Source organism: Lentibacter sp., assembly GCF_965657785.1.
Lineage (GTDB): Bacteria > Pseudomonadota > Alphaproteobacteria > Rhodobacterales > Rhodobacteraceae > Lentibacter.
The window spans coordinates 11,721-31,272 of the sequence record NZ_CBFHPP010000007.1 but is presented as its reverse complement, the minus strand read 5'-3'; the positions used below and the strand labels follow the sequence as shown (position 1 = coordinate 31,272).

Annotated in this window: 16 protein-coding genes and 1 riboswitch; of the genes, 14 read left to right on the top strand and 2 right to left on the bottom strand. The window is 54.5% G+C overall.

Going from position 1 to position 19,552, the window contains the following annotated elements:
- The first annotated feature begins 3 nt into the window (after positions 1-3).
- From ACTF58_RS06215 to ACTF58_RS06190, 6 genes are all read left to right on the top strand, one after another.
- On the top strand, positions 4-906 hold the full coding sequence (locus ACTF58_RS06215) for an SMR family transporter (protein ID WP_438991107.1): 903 nt from the start codon (positions 4-6) through the stop codon (positions 904-906).
- 13 nt (positions 907-919) lie between these two features.
- Positions 920-1,528: an inner membrane-spanning protein YciB gene (locus ACTF58_RS06210; protein WP_438991106.1), complete on the top strand. Its 609-nt coding sequence runs from the start codon at positions 920-922 to the stop codon at positions 1,526-1,528.
- Between the two features lie 24 nt (positions 1,529-1,552).
- Positions 1,553-1,629: riboswitch (SAM riboswitch) on the top strand.
- Between the two features lie 46 nt (positions 1,630-1,675).
- Positions 1,676-2,857, top strand: a complete 1,182-nt coding sequence (locus tag ACTF58_RS06205) for an aminotransferase class I/II-fold pyridoxal phosphate-dependent enzyme (protein ID WP_438991105.1) — start codon at positions 1,676-1,678, stop codon at positions 2,855-2,857.
- Between the two features lie 169 nt (positions 2,858-3,026).
- Positions 3,027-4,127 carry a GTP cyclohydrolase FolE2 gene (folE2, locus tag ACTF58_RS06200; RefSeq protein ID WP_438991104.1) on the top strand — a complete coding sequence of 367 codons (1,101 nt, stop codon included), beginning with the start codon at positions 3,027-3,029 and terminating at the stop codon, positions 4,125-4,127.
- 112 nt (positions 4,128-4,239) lie between these two features.
- Complete coding sequence (locus ACTF58_RS06195) at positions 4,240-4,470, top strand: hypothetical protein (RefSeq protein WP_438991103.1); 231 nt, start codon at positions 4,240-4,242, stop codon at positions 4,468-4,470.
- 129 nt (positions 4,471-4,599) lie between these two features.
- Positions 4,600-6,048 (top strand): TrkH family potassium uptake protein, encoded by a 1,449-nt coding sequence (locus ACTF58_RS06190; protein ID WP_438991102.1) that lies wholly within the window; start codon positions 4,600-4,602, stop codon positions 6,046-6,048.
- 43 nt (positions 6,049-6,091) lie between these two features.
- Here ACTF58_RS06190 and ACTF58_RS06185 read toward each other — a convergent pair whose 3' ends face one another.
- The gene (locus ACTF58_RS06185; RefSeq protein WP_438991101.1) at positions 6,092-7,870 is read right to left on the bottom strand and encodes a serine protease; all 1,779 of its coding nucleotides are present in this window, start codon (positions 7,868-7,870) and stop codon (positions 6,092-6,094) included.
- 215 nt (positions 7,871-8,085) lie between these two features.
- Here ACTF58_RS06185 and ACTF58_RS06180 point away from each other — a divergent pair, with 215 nt between their 5' ends.
- The 8 genes from ACTF58_RS06180 (at position 8,086) to glmM (ending at position 18,575) form a co-directional block, all read left to right on the top strand.
- Positions 8,086-9,015 carry a glycine--tRNA ligase subunit alpha gene (locus tag ACTF58_RS06180; RefSeq protein WP_438991100.1) on the top strand — a complete coding sequence of 310 codons (930 nt, stop codon included), beginning with the start codon at positions 8,086-8,088 and terminating at the stop codon, positions 9,013-9,015.
- A 97-nt stretch (positions 9,016-9,112) separates the two neighbouring features.
- Positions 9,113-9,631 carry a DUF6446 family protein gene (locus ACTF58_RS06175; protein ID WP_438991180.1) on the top strand — a complete coding sequence of 173 codons (519 nt, stop codon included), beginning with the start codon at positions 9,113-9,115 and terminating at the stop codon, positions 9,629-9,631.
- Between the two features lie 18 nt (positions 9,632-9,649).
- Complete coding sequence (gene glyS / locus ACTF58_RS06170) at positions 9,650-11,785, top strand: glycine--tRNA ligase subunit beta (protein ID WP_438991099.1); 2,136 nt, start codon at positions 9,650-9,652, stop codon at positions 11,783-11,785.
- A gap of 38 nt (positions 11,786-11,823) precedes the next feature.
- Positions 11,824-14,364, top strand: coding sequence for a pyruvate, phosphate dikinase (ppdK, locus tag ACTF58_RS06165; protein ID WP_438991098.1), 2,541 nt, complete (start codon positions 11,824-11,826; stop codon positions 14,362-14,364).
- Positions 14,365-14,528: 164 nt separating this feature from the next.
- Entirely contained in the window at positions 14,529-15,161 is a 633-nt protein-coding gene (locus tag ACTF58_RS06160) for a cell wall hydrolase (protein ID WP_438991179.1), read from the top strand.
- A 96-nt stretch (positions 15,162-15,257) separates the two neighbouring features.
- Positions 15,258-16,181, top strand: a complete 924-nt coding sequence (locus ACTF58_RS06155; protein ID WP_438991097.1) for a dihydroneopterin aldolase — start codon at positions 15,258-15,260, stop codon at positions 16,179-16,181.
- A gap of 37 nt (positions 16,182-16,218) precedes the next feature.
- Entirely contained in the window at positions 16,219-17,232 is a 1,014-nt protein-coding gene (gene folP / locus ACTF58_RS06150; RefSeq protein ID WP_438991096.1) for a dihydropteroate synthase, read from the top strand.
- Entirely contained in the window at positions 17,232-18,575 is a 1,344-nt protein-coding gene (glmM, locus tag ACTF58_RS06145; RefSeq protein WP_438991095.1) for a phosphoglucosamine mutase, read from the top strand. Before folP ends, glmM begins: the two co-directional genes overlap by 1 nt.
- Here the strand turns inward: glmM and ACTF58_RS06140 are convergent.
- Entirely contained in the window at positions 18,572-19,486 is a 915-nt protein-coding gene (locus ACTF58_RS06140) for a DMT family transporter (protein ID WP_438991094.1), read from the bottom strand. The two genes, glmM and ACTF58_RS06140, sit on opposite strands and share 4 nt — an antisense overlap.
- Positions 19,487-19,552: the final 66 nt, after the last annotated feature.

Here is a 19,552-nt window from a genome sequence, read left to right as displayed (position 1 = left end):
GACGTGAGTGAGTGGCTGATCTCACTGGAGGGCACCGAAGCGGGCCACCGCCTCGCTCTGACGCTGGCGCTCTTGGCTGCTTTTTTGCACGCTGTCTTTGGGGCCTTGCAAAAGGGGCGTCACGATCCTTGGCTCACGCGCGGCGCAATCGACTTCAGCTATGCCACCATCGCCGCGCCCTTTGCCTTCTTCGTTGTGCCTTGGCCCGAGCCGCATATGTGGCCGATTTTTGCGGCGGTTTTCGTCATCCATGTCGCTTATAAACTCATGCAAAGCTGGGCCTATACCAAAGGCGCCTATACGGTGGTCTATCCCGTTGTGCGCGGCACAGGCCCGCTCTTTACCGTGATCGGCGCTTATTTCCTCTTTGGCGAGCGGTTCAATCTGGTCCAATGGGCGGGTGTCGCCACCCTTCTGGCAGGGATCTATGGCCTCGCCGCCTATAACCTGCGCCATGTGACCGCCGAACGCGACACGCTCAACACAGCCCTGATCCTTGCGGTCATAACGGGCCTCTTCGTGGCGCTCTACACCACATGGGACGCCTACGGCATCCGTGCCACAGCCAACCCCTTCACTTTCCTCGCTTGGTTCTTCTTCATCGACGGGCTGTTCTTCCCATGGGTCGCCTATGCCCGCTACCGCAGGATGAGCCACCCGCCTGCGCTGGCCCCGCTCATGCAGCGTGGCCTGATCGGCGCGTTCGTGGCCTTTGCGAGCTTTGGCTCGGTGATGCTGGCCACTCGGCTTGATAACGTCGGCGAAGCGGCGATCCTGCGCGAAACCTCGACAGTGTTTGCCGCCCTCATAGGATGGCTCGCGCTCAAAGAAACAGTCGGGCCACGGCGCATCGCACTTATGGCATTGATTGCTCTGGGTGCTGTGATAGTTGAAATGGGTGGTTAACTTAGGAATGAACATGGCCGAAAAACGCGAGATCAACCCCCTCTTGAAAACAGCGCTCGAACTGGGGCCTGTGCTTGCCTTCTTTGCGGCCTACCTCATGTTCAAAGACGATGTCTTCACAGTCGCTGGCCGCGACTACTCGGGGTTCATCTTCGTGACAGCAGGCTTTGTGCCACTGATCGTGCTCACAACCGCGATCGTCTGGAAGCTGACGGGCCATATCTCCAAGATGCAGATCATGACGCTGGTGCTGGTCGTGGTCTTTGGCGGCCTGACTGTCTGGCTCAATGATCCCAAATTTCTCAAGATCAAACCGACCATTTTCTTCAGCCTGATGGGGGCCGCCCTTGCTGTCGGCCTCTGGCGGGGGCAGTCCTACCTGCGCTACATGATGGAAGGGATGATGCCGCTGCAAGATGAAGGCTGGATGATCCTCACACGCCGCCTGATGTGGTTTCTCTTTGCCACAGCGCTCGCCAACGAGCTGATCTGGCGCTTTATGTCCGAAACAACATGGGTCTATTTCAAGACATTTGGCGACACGGCCGCATTGTTTGTGTTCTTCATGAGTCAGACCAAGCTCTTTACCAAATACGCCCTTCCCGACGAAGGCGAAACTTGACCGACCCCTCGATCAGGTCTAAACGCACATCCCAGTGGCGATTTGTTACCAGATTGCGGGCCACTTAAAATATTCTGCTAAAAGGTCGGGAAGAAGGAGGCTCCTTCGGCTTGGCCGATGGGGCTTTTTTTACGGGGTATGAGACCGATGACAAAAACAAGCAAAAACCGCACCGCCCTTGTTCATGGCGGCACCCGCCGCTCGCAATATGGCGAAGTGAGCGAAGCGCTGTTTCTCACGCAGGGCTTTGTCTATGAAACAGCCGAAGCCGCCGAGGCCCGCTTTGTCAAAGCGGGTGAGGACGAGTTCATCTATGCGCGCTACGGAAATCCGACAGTGCGGATGTTTGAAGACCGCATTTCTGGCTACCTCGGCTATGAAGACGGCTTTGCCTGCGCCTCTGGCATGGCGGCGGTCAATGGCGCGTTGATGGCGCTCTTGAAGGCGGGAGATCATGTTGTGGCGTCCCGCGCTTTGTTTGGCTCCTGCCTTTATGTGCTCGAGGATGTGCTGGCGCGCTTTGGCGTGAAGATCACATTGGTGGATGGCACAGACAACGCGGCATGGGAGGCGGCGATTGATGCGCAGACCCGTCTTGTGTTCTTGGAAAGTATCTCCAACCCGACCCTTGAGGTGATTGATCTGCGCCATGTTTGCGAGCTGGCCCATGCCAAGGGCGCATTGGTCCTGGTTGATGATGCCATGGCGACGCCTGTATTTTCCTATGCTCAAGATTGCGGTGCCGATCTCACCATTATTTCTACAACAAAGCACATAGACGGGCAGGGCCGTATGCTCGGCGGGATCATCTGCGGCTCCAAAGAGCTGATCCGTGGCCCGATTGAAACCTATGTGAAGCACACAGGCGGCGCGATGAACCCGTTCACAGCGTGGTCCCACCTCAAGGCGCTGGAAACGCTTGAGTTGCGGGTGCGGGCACAGGCAGATGCGGCCTATAAAGTGGCCGATGCGCTTGCCGGCCATCCCAAGCTTGTCGCCGTTCGCTATCCGACCCATGCGGCCCATCCGCAATCCGATCTGGCGCTTGCGCAGGCTGAAGCGGGCGGAACCGTGTTGACCTTTGAAGTCAGGGGCGGGCGCACACCCTGCTTTGCCATGATGAACGCGCTTCAGGTGGCAACGATCTCAAACAACTTTGCAGACTCCAAATCCATCGCCACCCATCCCGCAACCACCACCCACCAGCGCTTGCCGCAGGCCCAAAAAGACCTGCTCGGGATCTCGGACGGCTTGGTGCGCTTTTCCGTCGGGCTGGAGGATGTTGAGGATATCATTGCCGATCTTCTGGCCGCGCTTGAGGCGGCATGATCTATCTGGCTGTCCATATAGCTTGCCATATAGACTGCCACATAGGCTGCCCTACGTCCTCAAAGCGTATATTTGCCCGATGACGCTTGCGAGATGTTTTTGGTCTGAGTTGGCAATACCCACGTATTGACCTTAGGGTAAATATAACGTGAGCCTAGGGGGCGATACTATGAACAAGCAGGTTGGAACGATGATTGCTGCACCAGACCGTGCCGAAGCCGAGGCGGCTCTCCTGCGACTGCGCGCTTGGGCACAAGGGGCAACGCCGGAAGAGGTTGCTGATCTTGACCCTGCGATCGCGCGGCTTCTGCCCTCAGGCGAAGTTCAGAATTATCCAGCTCTTGCAAGGGCTTACCCTGAAGATTTTGCGGTTGATGACGCTTATAAAGCCAGTTTGCCAGACCTTCAGAACGGCCCCTCGAGCCTGATCAAAGGCGCGCCACGGGTGATCCAGCACGTTGGGATCTCGAATTTCCGCCTGCCTTTGAAAGTCCACACCCGCGACAATGGCGATCTGACATTGGAAACATCCGTGACAGGAACCGTCAGTCTGGAGGCGGGTAAAAAAGGCATTAATATGTCGCGCATCATGCGCAGCTTTTATAAACACTCGGCCTCTACATTCTCCTTTGATATTATCGAAGCCGCCCTCAACGATTACAAAACCGATCTCGAAAGCTTCGACGCCCGCATCCAGATGCGCTTTTCCTTTCCGATGAAAGTGGGCAGCCTGCGCTCGGGCCTTGAGGGCTATCAATATTACGATTTTGCGCTCGAGCTTATTGAGGTCGACGGAATACGTCGTAAAATCATGCACTTAGACTATGTCTACTCCTCCACTTGCCCATGCTCTCTTGAGCTGTCCGAGCACGCCCGCCAAACCCGTGGGCAGCTTGCCACACCGCATTCCCAACGCTCGGTTGCGCGTATTTCAGCAGAGATGACACAGGGCGATTGCCTGTGGTTTGAAGACCTGATCGAGATGTGCCGCGACGCTGTTCCGACCGAGACGCAAGTCATGGTCAAACGCGAAGATGAACAAGCCTTTGCCGAACTGAACGCTGCGAATCCTATCTTTGTAGAAGACGCCGCACGCCTCTTTGCCCAGAAACTCGAGCAAGACGAGCGCGTCGGAGATTTCCGCGTTATCGCAAGCCACCAGGAGAGCTTGCACAGCCATGACGCTGTCAGCGTGCTCACGGAAGGGCCTTTGTTTGAAAGCGAAAGCCTTGATCCAAAACTCTTTTCCACGCTGTTTCACGTGGGCTAAGCTATGCGCTCCGTGCGATTTGGCTATGCAGGATCAGCAGTGGTAAGGTGAGCATTGCTGACCTATGTTGGTGGCAGGGGAGGAAACCACACACCTAATACGAGGTTTCCAAATGGCACTAACATCTACAAATTCGATCGCAAGCTTTGGGTTTTCGCGAGGCTTTTCTAACATTCTCGACAACCTTGTGAGCTGGTTTGAGCAGCGTGATGAGGCGCGCAGCGCGCCTTACCGTTTGCGCATCGCAAGTCTTCACGCTTTGAGCGACACCGAGTTGAAAGCCATGAATTTGCGTCGCGAAAACATTGAAGTTTATGTCTTAAGTCACTTTTTTTACTGCTGAAAAGTGAAGCTTGTCGTCATCCTGTTGCGGCGCCTGGCTTGGCGCTGCATCGGGTGCTCTCTGTTTTTGCGCAGCTTGATCACGTCATACGCTTGACAGCCGCATGGGTTACATCCAAGCCTTCGCGTCATGTTTGATTTGCGCCCCGTAGGATATGTGATTGGTCTGCTTGTCGCCGCTCTGGGGCTGACAATGCTTGCGCCATTGGCGGTTGATCTCGCCGAAGGGCGGGGCCATTGGCCGGCCTTTGCAGAAAGCGCCGTGATCACAATTCTGATTGGTGGCTTGGTTGCCATTGCCTGTCAAAATGGCCTCAAAGACCGATTGAGTATTCAGCAAACCTTCCTGCTGACAACAGGTGTTTGGCTTGCGCTGCCGGTGTTTGGCGCGCTTCCCTTCATGATCGGTGCGACTGAACTTTCCTTTGTTAACGCTATGTTTGAAGCGATGTCAGGGCTGACCACAACGGGCGCAACCGTTCTGACAGGGCTCGATGAAATGCCGCAAGGTATTCTGCTTTGGCGTGGCATTCTGCAATGGCTCGGCGGCATTGGGATTATTGTTGTCGCGATGGTTTTCTTGCCCGAATTGCGGGTTGGGGGAATGCAGATATTTCGTGCCGAAGCCTTTGATACCTTTGGCAAGATTTTACCACGGGCAACGCAGATCGCCTCCCAGATTTCAGCGATATATGTGAGTGTGACAATCGGCTGTATCGTGACGTATTTGGTGCTTGGTATGAACCCGTTTGATGCGGTTGTGCACGCCTTTACCACGGTCTCAACGGGGGGAATGGCAAATTATGATGCCAGCTTCGGAACGTTTTCAGGGCCGATAGAATATGCGGCGTCCTTGTTTATGATCCTCGCGGCCCTCCCGTTTGTAAGATATGTCCAGATGCTGAACGGCAATTATAACGCGCCGTTCATGGACGTTCAGGTCCGCGGCTTTCTCTATACGATTGCGGTGCTAGTGGGTGTGACGAGTGTGTTGTTGACGCAAATTTTCCCGCACCATTGGGAGCAGGCTTTTCGTGAAGCCCTCTTTAATATCACCTCGATCATTTCAGGCACAGGCTATTCGAGCGTGGATTATATGAGTTGGGGCCCGTTTTTGATTACAATTTTCTTTTTCATCGGGCTGATAGGCGGCTGCGCTGGCTCGACTGCCTGTTCGATCAAGATCTTTAGATATCAGATTCTTTTTGCGTCGATTGCCTCCCAAATCAAAAAGATCAGAGCCCCGCATGGTGTTTTTACACCAAAATACAGCGGTCGCCCCATCTCGGAAGATGTGCTCAACTCGGTGATGAGTTTTTTCGTCTTTTTCATTCTGACCTTGGGCTTCGTGGCGGTGGCCCTGTCTTTCACAGGGCTTGATTTTGTCACATCGGTTTCGGGTGCCGCAGCCACAGTTGGCAATATCGGGCCTGGACTTGGCGATATCATCGGCCCGTCGGGAAACTATGCCAGCCTCAATGATGCGGCCAAAGTCATTCTGACATTTGCCATGCTGATCGGGCGCTTGGAGCTGCTGGTTGTGTATGCCTTGCTCATCCCCGCTTTCTGGCGAGGTTGAAAAAGCAGACCTGCGCGCCCCCGATCAGCGCGCTATATAAGCCTTAATCCCAACACCCGATCAGAACGGTTAACTCCTGTGCCTCATCTGTGAGATCTTCAGGTGCAATTCGGTTTGTCCGACCCGTCTGGTTTGTGCTCAGGCCGACAGATTGCGCCACTTTGCTGATTGTATCCGCGTCGATCGCAAAGCTGACATCCTCAGGAAGCTGGCGCGCGCCTGTCGCCTCTGGGAGCAACATACCAAGGACCGCACCTGTATCATCAAACACTGGCCCCCCAGCATCGCCAGCCAGCGCAGTCAGCGCGAGCCGTTTCAGCTCGGGTTCTCCATCAAGTCCTTTCACATCGCTCAGCACCCCGAATGTCAAAGTGGGAGCGCCAAGCACCCCTTCATAACTAAAGCCTGCGACGGCAATTTCAGTTTGAAGGCGCGGATCGGCAGAAGACAAAATGGCAAATCCGGTGGGGCTGAGGGCCTCTTTAGGCTTGAGGATGGCAATGCCTGACATCAGATCATCGGCGATAACATCTGCCTCAAAGGCGTTTTCGATTGTGATGCGCGCACAGGATTGAACGGCTTCAGACGTGGTGACAATATGGCCTGATTGGTCCAGAAAGAAGCCTGATCGCGCCAGTCTTGGCCGGCGAATTTCCAACCCGGAGACTAGATCAATGCTCTGTTCGGCTGTGCCTGCGGAGGCATTCATGACACCGTCTATGCTGGTGAAGCTGGCCAGCATTTCGTCCAAGAGGCGTTGGCGGCGCGCTTCGTCGCCCGTCGGCCAAATGAGAGTAAAGCCTTTAAGGCTCCCGTTTGTAAGCCAAACTTGGGTATGGGAGATAAAATCTGCCGCTTCCCCGACCAGCGTAAACGACGCGTCGTTGCGCTCGCGCGGGCCTTCTTCGGGAACGATTTCCAGAGTTTGCATAATGTCATAAAGGCCGAAAAGCGTATTCTGGTCGCCTTGCTGGCTGATTAGAAGGACACGCTCATTGCTTGCACCAAGGCTGTCATATTGTGCAAAAGGCGGGCTGTATTCCGAGAATTTGACGCGCGCGAGGGGCATCTTGATTGCAATACCTGCTGTCGCATCCTCCACAAGCCTCAAGTCAAGGTCACTCAAGATCGCGTTGTATTGTGCCAAGAGTTCGGCGCGCTGGCGCGTCGTCAGAACGCCTGTGCTTGGGTGGTTGTTGGCCTCTTGCCATGCGCTCATAGAGCTGCGCGTGCCGCGCCCAAAAGCGCCGTCAATGGCGCTGTTGTAGTGTCCCGCCCATTGCAGCGCGATTTGCAGCTCTTCGCGCTCATTGCGAGACAGGGAGGCCTCAGAGGCCCGCGCTTGTGAGAGTGTTTCATCGGGCAGGACATCCGTAGGCTCTTGAGGGGTTTCGTTTGCAACAGGTGTCGAATTTGTTTGAGCCTGTAGCTCAGGCTCTGCGAGAGGGGCCTGCGCTGGGTCAGTTGCGCTGGTCATTGCCTGACCAACAGAGGCCCCGATCGGCCAGAACTGTTGGCGGAAATTGGCAGGATACGCGATATAGCTGTCACGCGGGATTTGCCCTTCCCGACGATAGACCCGCAAGACTTCACGCGCGTCCTCGGCGGTATATGGCCCAAGCGCGATTGCATACCAGCCGCCGCCAAGCGAAAAGCCGTTCACATCAGGAAGCACTGCGCCATAGTCTCGGGCGCGGTCCTGTGCTTTGCTCAAGCTGGGTTGCGCTTCGATCTGAACCCAGACAGGGGATTGGTCTTGGGCCATCACGCCGCTGACCCAGAAAATTACTGTAAAAAATACTGCACCTATAAATCGTACCATTTTGTGAGATGTCCTCGCCTATACTCATATCAACCCGGAGCTTAAGCCGTTTTATCAAATTCTTTTCACAGTGCACTTAAATAACGATAAATATGCGGTTTTTGTTCGATTTCCCCAGTTGTGCTCCCTTCAGGCCGTGACGCCTAATTGACCTAATGGGAAGAGCGGCATAGGTAGGGCCAACTTATCTACTCACGCTGAGAAAAGGCGAACGCATGGCCGTAAATGCTGACAAACCGCAAAGCTTTCAAGAGATCATCTTGCGACTTCAAGCCTATTGGGCAGAGCGGGGCTGCGCCGTGTTGCAGCCCTATGACATGGAAGTCGGGGCAGGGACGTTCCACCCTGCCACAACCTTGCGATCACTGGGGTCAAAGCCATGGGCTGCCGCCTATGTTCAGCCGTCGCGCCGCCCGACAGACGGGCGCTATGGTGAAAACCCGAATCGCTTGCAGCATTACTACCAGTTTCAGGTATTGATTAAGCCAAGCCCGCCAGATCTTCAGGCGCTCTATCTTGGCTCGCTGGAAGCGATCGGGATCGACATGGAGATGCATGATATCCGCTTTGTGGAAGACGACTGGGAAAGCCCGACACTTGGCGCTTGGGGGCTGGGCTGGGAAGTCTGGTGCGATGGTATGGAAGTCTCGCAGTTCACCTATTTTCAGCAGGTTGGCGGACATGACTGCCACCCTGTCTCGGGAGAGCTAACCTACGGCCTCGAGCGCTTGGCAATGTATGTCTTGGGTGTCGAACACGTGATGGATATGCCTTACAACGCTCCGACAGCGCCGATTGCGCTAAGCTACGGTGATGTTTTCCGTCAAACAGAGCAAGAATACAGCCGTTGGAACTTTGATGTTGCGGATACAGACATTTTGCTGCGCCACTTTGAAGAGGCCGAAGTCGAATGTCAGCGGATCCTGAGCCAAGAGGCGCAAGACCCCAAAACAGGCAAGCGGATCATCATGGCGCACCCGGCCTATGACCAGTGCATCAAGGCATCGCATTTGTTTAACTTGCTCGATGCGCGCGGAGTTATTTCTGTCACAGAGCGTCAGGCCTATATCGGGCGCGTGCGCGCGCTTGCCAAGCTTTGCGCTGATGCCTTTGTTGAGACAGATGCAGGAGGATATGCCGCATGAAGTTCGCAGTGAGACACAGAACGATTGGATTGAGAGGCTGTGCTCGGGTCGTGAGATTTGATCATGCCGCCTTTGTCCCGAATGGAGGTGCTCAATGATGGCTTCTAAATTACTGGTGATTGGAATTGTAGTGATTGCATTGATCTCAGGTGCTGCGATTTATTATTTGCAGGTCTACGCTTATTATGAGGACGTTGTTTCTCAGGGCGAAACCGATGTGCAGCTCACGGCCCTCATGAGCGGTGCTCCGGAGCCTATTCTCTATGATGCGTTTCAGGCGATCACGGCGACCAGCTCGCCCATTCGTTATCGCGCGTGTTTTACAACGCCACAAAGTATTGCCCTCTTGAGCGAGACATACGAGCTTTACGAGAAAGCCGAGCCTCTTGTCGCTCCCAGCTGGTTTGAGTGCTTTGATGCGAAAACCATTGGCACCGGCCTTGAAAGTGGCGAAGCCGTTGCGTTTCTGGGCGAGCAGAACATCCAATACGGCATTGACCGTGTCGTAGCTGTTTTACCCGATGGGCGGGGCTTTGCCTGGCATCAAATTAATGAATGTGGCGCTGAAGTCTTCGACGGAAAACCCGTCCCTGAAGGCTGCCCTGCGAAACCATGACATAAGAAAGAGCAGCCAATGCCAAATCTGCTGATTGAGCTTTTTTCCGAAGAGATCCCTGCGCGTATGCAAGCGGGTGCGGCGGAGAATTTAAAAACACTTCTGACCAATAGCTTGGTGGAGGCTGGCCTCACATATGCTGGAGCAAAAGCCTTTAGCACCCCACGCCGCCTGACTTTGGCTGTTGAGGGGCTTTCGGTGGAAAGCCCGACCCTTCGGGAAGAGCGCAAAGGTCCGAAAGTGGGGGCGCCTGAACAAGCGATTGAAGGCTTTTTGCGGGGCGCAGGTCTCACACGCGACCAGCTTGAGGAACGGGAGACCCCCAAGGGGGCCGTCTATTTTGCAACCGTTGAGAAAGAGGGCCAGCCCGCCGAAGTGATTGTTGCGCAGGCCTTGGAGGCAACCGTTCGTGCCTTCCCATGGCCCAAGTCAATGCGCTGGGGCAGCGGCAGTTTGCGCTGGGTGCGGCCGCTGCACTCGATAATCTGTCTCTTTGAAGACGAAGCGGGAAGCCGTGTTGTTGAGCTGGACATCGACGGCATAAAGTCGGGCGACACGACCGAAGGCCATCGCTTTATGGGGACAGGGCCTTTTTCTGTCACCTCGTTTGACACATATGAAGCCGCGCTGAAGCGCAATCATGTTGTGTTGGATGCACAAGAGCGCGCAGATCATATTTGGCAGGACGCCACCAATCAGGCTTTCGCAAGCGGTCTTGAAGTTGTGGAAGATAAAGGTTTGCTTGCCGAAGTTGCAGGGCTCGTTGAGTGGCCTGTTGTCCTGATGGGTCAAATCGGAGAGGCGTTTCTAGAGCTGCCGCCCGAAGTCTTGCAAACCTCCATGAAAGAACATCAAAAGTTTTTCTCGGTCAAGAACCCCAAGACCAATCGCATTGAGCGCTTTGTGACAGTGGCAAATCGGGAAACCTCTGACAATGGAGCCACTATTCTGGCTGGAAATCAGAAGGTTCTTGCCGCCCGCCTGAGCGACGCCAAGTTTTTCTGGGAGAATGATTTACGCGTTGCCAAAGAAGGCATGGACGCATGGACGCGCCAACTGGAAAATGTGACGTTTCATAACAAGTTAGGCTCTCAAGCCGAGCGGATTGAACGGATCGCGGCTTTGGCGAAAGATATCGCGCCCCACATTGGTGCAGATGCTGACCAAGCAGAGCAGGCAGCACGTGTCTGCAAAGCGGATCTAAGTTCTGAAATGGTCTACGAGTTCCCCGAGCTGCAAGGTTTGATGGGGCGTTATTATGCCAAAGCTGCGGGCCTTTCAGAGGCGATTGCCGCCGTGTGTCAGGAGCATTACGCGCCTCTCGGGCCGTCTGATGTTGTCCCGAACGCTCCGTTGTCTGTCGCGGTCGCTTTGGCTGACAAGCTTGATACTTTGACAGGCTTTTGGGCTGCCGATGAAAAGCCGACTGGCTCGAAAGACCCGTTTGCCTTGCGTCGTGCGGCCTTGGGGGTGATCCGCCTGATACGTGAAAACCAGCTATCGCTTCGACTGGAGCGGTTTATCCAATTGCAGCTTGGTCGCCATATGGCCCATCTTGCCAAGTCGCTTGCAGAAGAGGGCGCCGCCGGACTTGACGCGCTTCAGGCCGAGCAACTGCCCAAGGCGACAAACGATCTCATGGGATTTTTCCATGATCGCTTGAAGGTGCACCTCAAAGATGAAGGTATTCGTTATGATGTGATTGATGCTTGTTTGGCGAATGAGATTTCGGATGATTTGCTCTTGGTGTCTCAGCAGGCGGTTGCTCTTGAGCGTGTTTTGAAAACCGATGAAGGCGCCAACCTCGTTCAAGGTTTTAAGCGGGCAAACAATATTTTGAAGCAAGCCGAAGCCAAAGATGGTGTCGAATATAGCTATGGCGCAGATTCGAAATACGCCGAAACCGCAGAAGAGAAGGCGCTGTTTGTGGCTTTGGACGCTGCCGATGTCACAATTAAAGACGCCCTGAAGGATGCAGGCTTTGAAAACGCGATGACCGCAATGGCACAGTTGCGCCAGCCTGTTGATGCCTTTTTTGAGGCTGTCCAGATCAATGTTGAGAATGAGGTCTTGCGACGCAACCGCCTCAATCTCTTGAGCCGGATCAGAAGCGTTTGTGGGCAAGTCGCTGATTTGACGCAACTTGAAGGCTAGGCTTGCGCTGGTTTCAGAACTGGAGTTAATGTGCCGCAGTGCAGAAAGATAACAAAAATATCACGCTGATCACGGCCTCCGCTCCGATTGCCTCAAAAACGCATGGCGGGCGGGCAAAATGCTTGCAGCGACTGGTCAGGCTTGATTTGCCTGTTCCCAAAACTGTTGCTCTGTCGTTTGATGCCGTTCACGCTATAGCGGCAGGGCAGATGCCGGATATGGATGCGCTTCTGGCGCCCTTTGATGCAAATCCGCTCCTATGCGTCAGGCCGTCTTCTGAAGACCCTGATTGGGGCGGGCCAGGGGCTATTTTAAATATTGGTATGAATGATGCCCGATATATCGATTTTTGCGATGTCTTGGGGCAGGATGCCGCCGCCCAAATCTATCTTCGCTTCGTTCAGGCCTATGCCATACACGTTGCAAGGCTTGATCCTGATCTGTTTGAAGGGATTGAAGCCGATGGGCAAGAAGGGCTTTCAGCCGCTCTGAAGGCCTATGAGGATGAGGCCGAGGAAGCCTTCCCGCAGGCCCCCTCTGTTCAGCTTGGGGCTGTGTTGCGCTCCATGGCGCGTGCTTGGGAAGGAACAACGGCTCGATTGTTGCGCCAAGCCAAAGGCGCACCAGCGGATGCTGGCCTCGGGCTGGTTGTGCAGGAAATGGTCTTTGGCATTGGGGCGGGCGAAAGTGGCTCCGGTGTCATTCAGCTTGTCGACTCAGCGACTGGAGAGGCCCAAATAACGGGGCGCTACCTGTCTCAAAGTCAGGGGCGAGACGCGCTGCAAAAAGGGGCATCTGCTTTGTTTTTGGAAGCAGACGCACGTGGTCCTTCGCTGGAGGAACTGGCCCCGCAAGCCTTCGCGGATCTCAAGGCCCATACCGCCTTGATGCGCCACAAGCTGCGTGAGGAAATGCAGGCGGAATTTGCGATCGAAAATGGCAAGGTCCATCTCCTAGATGGTGTGCGAATCGCGCGCTCTGCACGTGCTGCGGTGCGGATTGCTGTGGATTTGGCCAAAGACAAAATTATCCCGCGTGAAGAAGCTTTGTTGCGGATCGAACCAAGGGCTTTGAACGAATTATTGCACAGACAGATCGACCCCGAGGCCAAGCGTGACCGTATTGCGACTGGCGTCGCAGCCAGCCCGGGTGCCGCGACTGGTAAGATTGTCTTTACCTCCTCTGAAGCCCAAGCCAGTGCGGCGCGGGCTGAGCCATGTGTCTTGGTGCGCAGAGAGACCTCGCCTGAAGATATCAGAGGAATGCACGCAGCTATTGCCGTCTTGACCGAGCGGGGCGGGATGACAAGCCATGCTGCAGTGATTGGCCGCGGAATGGGTCTGCCTTGTGTGGTTGGTGCGTCTAGCCTGACATTCAATCTGCAAAAGAGAACGCTCACGGCGTCAGACGGCCGTGTCTTCCGCGAGGGAGACACCCTCACGATTGATGGCTCGTCGGGAGATGTTTTGGTTGGCGAACCAACCATGCTGGAAGCAACCCATGACGATGCATTTCAAGAGCTTATGGAATGGTCTGACCTCGTGCGTGACATTGAGGTGCGCGCCAATGCCGATACGCCGAAGGATGCGATCACGGCCCGTAACTTTGGTGCAGAGGGTATTGGCCTCTGTCGCACCGAACATATGTTTTTCGAGGCCGACCGCCTGACGCCGATGCGTGAGATGATTTTTGCTGACAAAGCACAGGACAGGCGCGCGGCTCTTGAGCGCCTTTTGCCTATGCAGCGCGATGATTTCACCGAGCTTTTTCGGATTATGCACGGGAAACCAGTTTGTATTCGCCTGCTTGACCCGCCGCTGCATGAGTTTTTGCCGCAAGATAAAGCAGGGTGCCGCGAGCTGGCAGAGGCGCTTGATTTGCCCCTGTCAGATGTCACAAGACGGGTGGAAGCTCTTGGGGAATACAACCCGATGCTTGGTATGCGGGGGGTCCGCCTTGGTGTGACTGTGCCCGAAATCTACGATATGCAGGCAAGAGCCATTTTTGAAGCAACGATTGCGGCAAGCCGTGATGGGGATCCTGTCGTGCCGGAAATCATGATTCCGCTGGTCTCGGCCATGCGCGAGGTTGAGCTTGTCAAAACCCGTATTGATGCTGTGGCTGCGGCTGTGCGGACCGAAACAGGAGAAGATTTTGAGTTTCGCTTGGGCGTCATGGTCGAGACACCTCGTGCCGCTTTGCGCGCCGAGGAGATTGCACCTTATGTTTCGTTTTTGAGCTTTGGGACGAATGATCTTACACAAATGACATACGGGCTGTCGCGGGATGACGCGGGGCGCTTTATGTCGACCTATGTTCAACAGGGGGTATATCCTGAAGACCCGTTCCATACGCTTGATCTTGACGGGGTCGGGGAGCTTTTGGAGATTGGCGCAACGCGTGGGCGTAAGGCTGAACCAGATCTGGTCTTGTCGATATGTGGCGAGCATGGCGGCAACCCTGAATCGATCGCTTTTTGCCGAAATGCAGGCTTTAATTATGTCTCTTGCTCCCCCTTTCGTGTGCCCGTCGCGCGCTTGGCCGCTGCGCAACTCGCATTGCGAGATAAAATAGGCTGAGATATGTCAACTGCGCGAGGAAGAGGCGCGGTGCTTTGCCGATCGGCGTAAATTCGCAACAGATGCGAGATATGCGCTTTATCGTAAACTTGCCTCAAGACAACAAACCGCCTAAGAGTCGCCAAAATTTCACAAGACAACCTAAGTCTCAGGAGGCCCTACTGATGTTGCGGCTTATATTTTCTTTTGCTCTTGGTGCTTCTTTGGCGCTTCCCGTTTCAGCGGATGTGTCCTTAAAGCGCCTTTACGGTAAAGAACAACGGTCTCTAAACTCTATCCCACAAGATCGCCTTGCCAACCTTCTGGAGCGTTCTGCAACAGCCAAAATGTCTTATGGCGGCATTTCATACACCCGCGAATGGCTTGCGAGCCAGCCAGTGTCCGCGGGCGGCGCAGAATGGCGTTGTCTTGCCGAAGCGCTTTATTTTGAAGCACGTGGTGAAAGCGTTAAAGGGCAGTTTGCCGTTGCTGAAGTGATCATGAATCGCGTCAACAGTGCACGCTATCCAGATACAATTTGCGGAGTTATTCACCAGGGAACTGGCCGTAAGTATGCGTGCCAGTTTAGTTATACCTGCGATGGATATGCAGAAGTGATTTCTGAACCGAAAGCGTTTGAGCGTGTCGGGAAAATTGCGAAAATTATGGTAAAAGGCGCCAAGCGTCCTTTGACGGACGGTGCGACGCACTATCATACCAAATCCGTAAATCCGCATTGGGCCAGCAAGTTCCCAAGAACAGCGACAATAGGGTTTCACCATTTTTACAGGCAACCCACGCGCCTTTCGAGCAATTAGACGGCCTTTGTCTGCCTCTGTAACACCTCTTGGGGTTTACCTAAGCCATATGAGGTGTATAGGCGAGAGCGAGCCAAATACTGGGAGCGCAGCACCGTGAAGAGTGAAACATCACAAGCCTTTGATCACCCTGATGCCAGATCGCGAGCGACCTCGATGGCAACTCCGCTTGATCGCATTTCCTTGCGGGATCACATTGTCGATGTGGAGATCGGTGCCTTTCAGGCCGAGCGGGGAACAACCCAGCGTATATCCTTTAATGTGGTCGTTGAGGTTTTGCCTACGCAACTCAATGTAGAAGACGATGTCGACAAAATATTGTCTTACGACAAGGTGACGGAGGCTATCTCAATCGCTCTTGGCGAGGAGCGGCTCAATCTTTTGGAGACGCTGGCCGACCGCGTTGCCGAGCGTATTCTTTGGGAGCCGCAAGCCGTTCGGGCCTTTGTGCGCATTGAGAAGCTTGATCGCGGCCCTGGGGCGCTGGGCGTTGAGATTGTGCGCGCGAAGGCCAATGATGGGAGTGTTTCTAACAAAGAAACCAAAATCTCCCCGTTGGTTGTGTTTTTTTCCAATGAAGCAATCGCCTCTGCGCATTTGCAGGGCTGGATTGACCAGTTGGCAACAAACACTGCCCCAACTCTGATCTGTGTTGGAGCACCTGACACAAGTCCTCCCCAAGCTTTGTCGCCCCTGGCGCAACGCAGAATTGATCTTCTCTCGATCGAGCAAAATGCTTGGATACTTGCTGCACGTGACAAGCGCTGTGTTGTTGTAGAAACGCGCACAGAGCTTGATTGGGCCATGAAAAACAACCAAATTAGCGTCTGGGCGCCGTCTAAACTTGTGCTAGACACAGTTGATGGGCCTTCAACAGAGTGCAAGGATGCTTTGGATTTGGCGCTTTGGTTTGCGACAGATATGGGCGCTGAACGGTTCGTTGCTTTTGATCAAGCCGATGTTATGCTCCAGACTGCTTTTCCTGTAGCTTTTCGAAAATCCACCGAGCCCAAGATCTGACTCTTGTTCACGGGCGGGTGTTGGGTAACATCAAAACATGACCAAATATTATTACCGTCCACTTGTGCAAACAGGTCAAAAGCGTCCGCCTGATGCTGTCTCCCTAGCGGGCGGTCCCTGTTGGTTTACGCAGGTCGAGGTGCTCCAGCGGGCCCAAGAACCCTATTTTGTCGAAGCTGCCCGATTGCCCGCAGATGTTCTGATGCGGCTCGAGGACGCACGGGCGCCAATTGCTGGTATAGGGCTGGAAACCCCGCGCCTCATGGGAATTTTAAATGTCACGCCTGACAGTTTTAGCGACGGTGGGCGCTTCAATGGAGCGGCGATGGCACTTCAACACGCCCAAGCCATGGCGAGTTCGGGGGCAGACATTATCGACATCGGCGGCGAAAGCACACGACCAGGCGCTCATGAAGTGCCGCGAGATGCCGAGATCGCCCGCACAACCCCAGTGATCAAAGCGGTCAGATCGGTCTTGGAGACGCCCATCTCTATTGATACGCGAAAAGCCGAGGTTGCCAAAGCCGCCTGTGATGCGGGCGCGACTATGGTTAATGATGTCTCTGGTTTCACATTTGATACGGGCTTGGCTCCGTTTTGTGCCGCCAGAGACCTGCCCGTATTTGTCATGCACTCGCAGGGCGGGCCGGAGACCATGCAAGACAATCCTTCCTATGAGGATGTTGTGTTTGACGTGTATGACTTCCTTGAGGGTCGCATTCAAAATCTGATGGAAGCTGGCCTTCCCAGAGAGCGTATCGTGGTAGATCCCGGAATTGGGTTCGGAAAGAAAATCGAGCACAATCTTGCCCTTCTTGCCAATTTGAGTGTGTTCCATAGCCTTGGATGTGCGATCCTTCTCGGGATTTCACGCAAAGGCTTCATCCATAAAATCGGGGGCGCCGAAGAGCCTGACGCACGAATGCCTGGCTCGATTGCCGTCGGGTTGGCGGGTGTTGCTCAGGGCGTCCAATTGCTACGGGTTCATGATGTCGCTGAAACGAAGCAGGCGTTAAAGCTATGGTTGGCGGCTATACGAGGAGATTGTTAATGACACGAGAGCTTTTTGGCACCGATGGTGTGCGCGGAACGGCAAACACCTATCCAATGACAGCCGAGATGGCCCTAAAAATCGGCGCCGCCGTCGGCCGCTTCTTTCGAAAAGACAGCTCCGCCGCCCATAGGGTTGTGATTGGGAAAGATACGCGCTTGTCAGGGTATATGTTTGAAAGTGCGTTGACAGCTGGCCTCACAAGCACGGGAATGAATGTGCTTTTGTTGGGTCCGATCCCGACGCCTGCAGTGGGCTTGCTGACCACATCAATGAGAGCCGACTTGGGCGTGATGATTTCAGCAAGTCATAACCCCGCTGTGGACAACGGCATTAAGTTTTTTGGCCCTGACGGCTTCAAGCTTTCTGACGAGGCCGAAATGGAGATTGAAGCTTTGGTCAAAGCGGGCGTTGAGCCCGCACAATCGCGAAATATCGGACGCGCCAAGCGAATTGATGACGGGCGGTTTCGGTATATTGAGCGGGTCAAGTCGACCTTTCCGAGCGGTATGCGGCTCGATGGGATCAAGGTTGTCATCGATTGTGCGCATGGTGCGGCGTATAAGGCTGCGCCCGAAGTGCTTTGGGAGCTTGGGGCCGAAGTCATTGCGGTTGGGACGTCTCCAAACGGCTTTAATATCAATCAGGAATGTGGATCAACGCAGCCCCGCGTTGCGGCCGAGACCGTTGTGGCACATGGGGCTGATCTCGGGATTTGTCTTGATGGAGATGCTGACCGCGTCATCTTGATTGATGAGACGGGCGCTGTTGCGGATGGTGATCAGATCATGGGGTTGTTTGCAGCGCGCTGGGCGCAAGAGGGGCGTCTGAAGGGCAACGCTCTTGTTGCAACTGTAATGTCCAATCTGGGATTGGAGCGTTTCTTGAGCGACAAAGGTATCGGACTTGAGCGCACCAATGTTGGCGACCGTTACGTTGTGGAGCGGATGCGAAGCGGTGGCTTTAATCTGGGCGGCGAGCAATCGGGTCATATTGTTATGACAGATTATGCCACGACCGGTGATGGCTTGATGGCAGCTCTCCAATTTCTAGCCGCCTTGGTGCAGTCTCAAAAACGGGCCTCAGAGCTGTCCAACGTGTTTGAACCCGTTCCTCAGCTTCTCAAAAATGTCCGGTTCCAATCAGGGCAGATGCCGTTGGAGGTTGCGTCTGTAAAGGCCGAAATAGCGCGTGTTGAGAGCGAGCTGTCTGGACGTGGCCGGCTTCTGATCCGAAAGTCGGGCACTGAGCCTTTGGTGCGGGTTATGGCCGAATGTGAAGATGAGGCTGTTTTAAATGCATCCGTTGACGCCATTGTCAGCGCGGTTGAAGCGGTTCTTTAACGGCGCTTGAAGAGCTGGGTGATGGCCCCGTATTGTGTCAGCCCTACACCGGCCAAAATGAGTATCATTGCCGCGATCAGGCTACTTGGGAGGGGTTCTGACAAGATGAGTGCCCCCAGAAGGACAGACCAGATTGGGACTTGGTAGTTTGTCAGGCTCATAAAGACGGGCCCTGCGGTGCGGATAACCCAAACACGTAAAAAATTTGCCCCAGCAGTGGGAACAAGCCCCAAAAACGCCAAAATGAAAAGTGTGCGGGCTTCTGGGAGGGGGGGGAGGCCTTCGTTCAGATAGGCCGTGGGAATGACAATTGCTGAGCCAAAAATCAAAGGCACGGCTGCAAGCCCGATCGGATCAATCGGCGGCAGGCGGCGCATCACAATTGAACTGACGGCATAACAAGCGGCGGCTCCTAGGCAGGCGAGGCGTCCTTGCGTTTCAAGAGCTGCGCCAGTGGATGTGAAGGCGTTTGAGCCGATTAGAATAAGCACCCCACTGAAGCCGATAAGGAGACCGATGACGCGCTTGTGTGTCATGCGCTCACCCGCAACAAAAAAATGCGATAGGGGAAGAACAAGCAAAGCAACCGCAGCCATAGAAACCCCAGCGAAGCCAGAGCTGACATATTGCTGGCCCCAACTTAGTAACATGAAAGGGATCGCCGAGGAGGCTGCACCCACAAGTATGAGTGAGCCCCATGCCCGTTCTGGGCTGCGCCATATATGACGCCCCATAAACGCCCAGATCGCCAATGTGAGCAGTGTCGCAAAACCAATGCGTGCAGCTGCAATCCAAAAGGGGCTTAGAGCTTCCAGCGCTAATTCGATAACTAAAAATGTGCCCCCCCAGATAAAGCCCAATAGTAAAATGGCAAGCCAACTGAGCGGCGTGATCGCGGGGCTATTTGGCATTGGATGACCTTATGGAAATTGTTGTCTGTGACCTAACATGACTGTTGAAAGGTTTCGCACATAAAA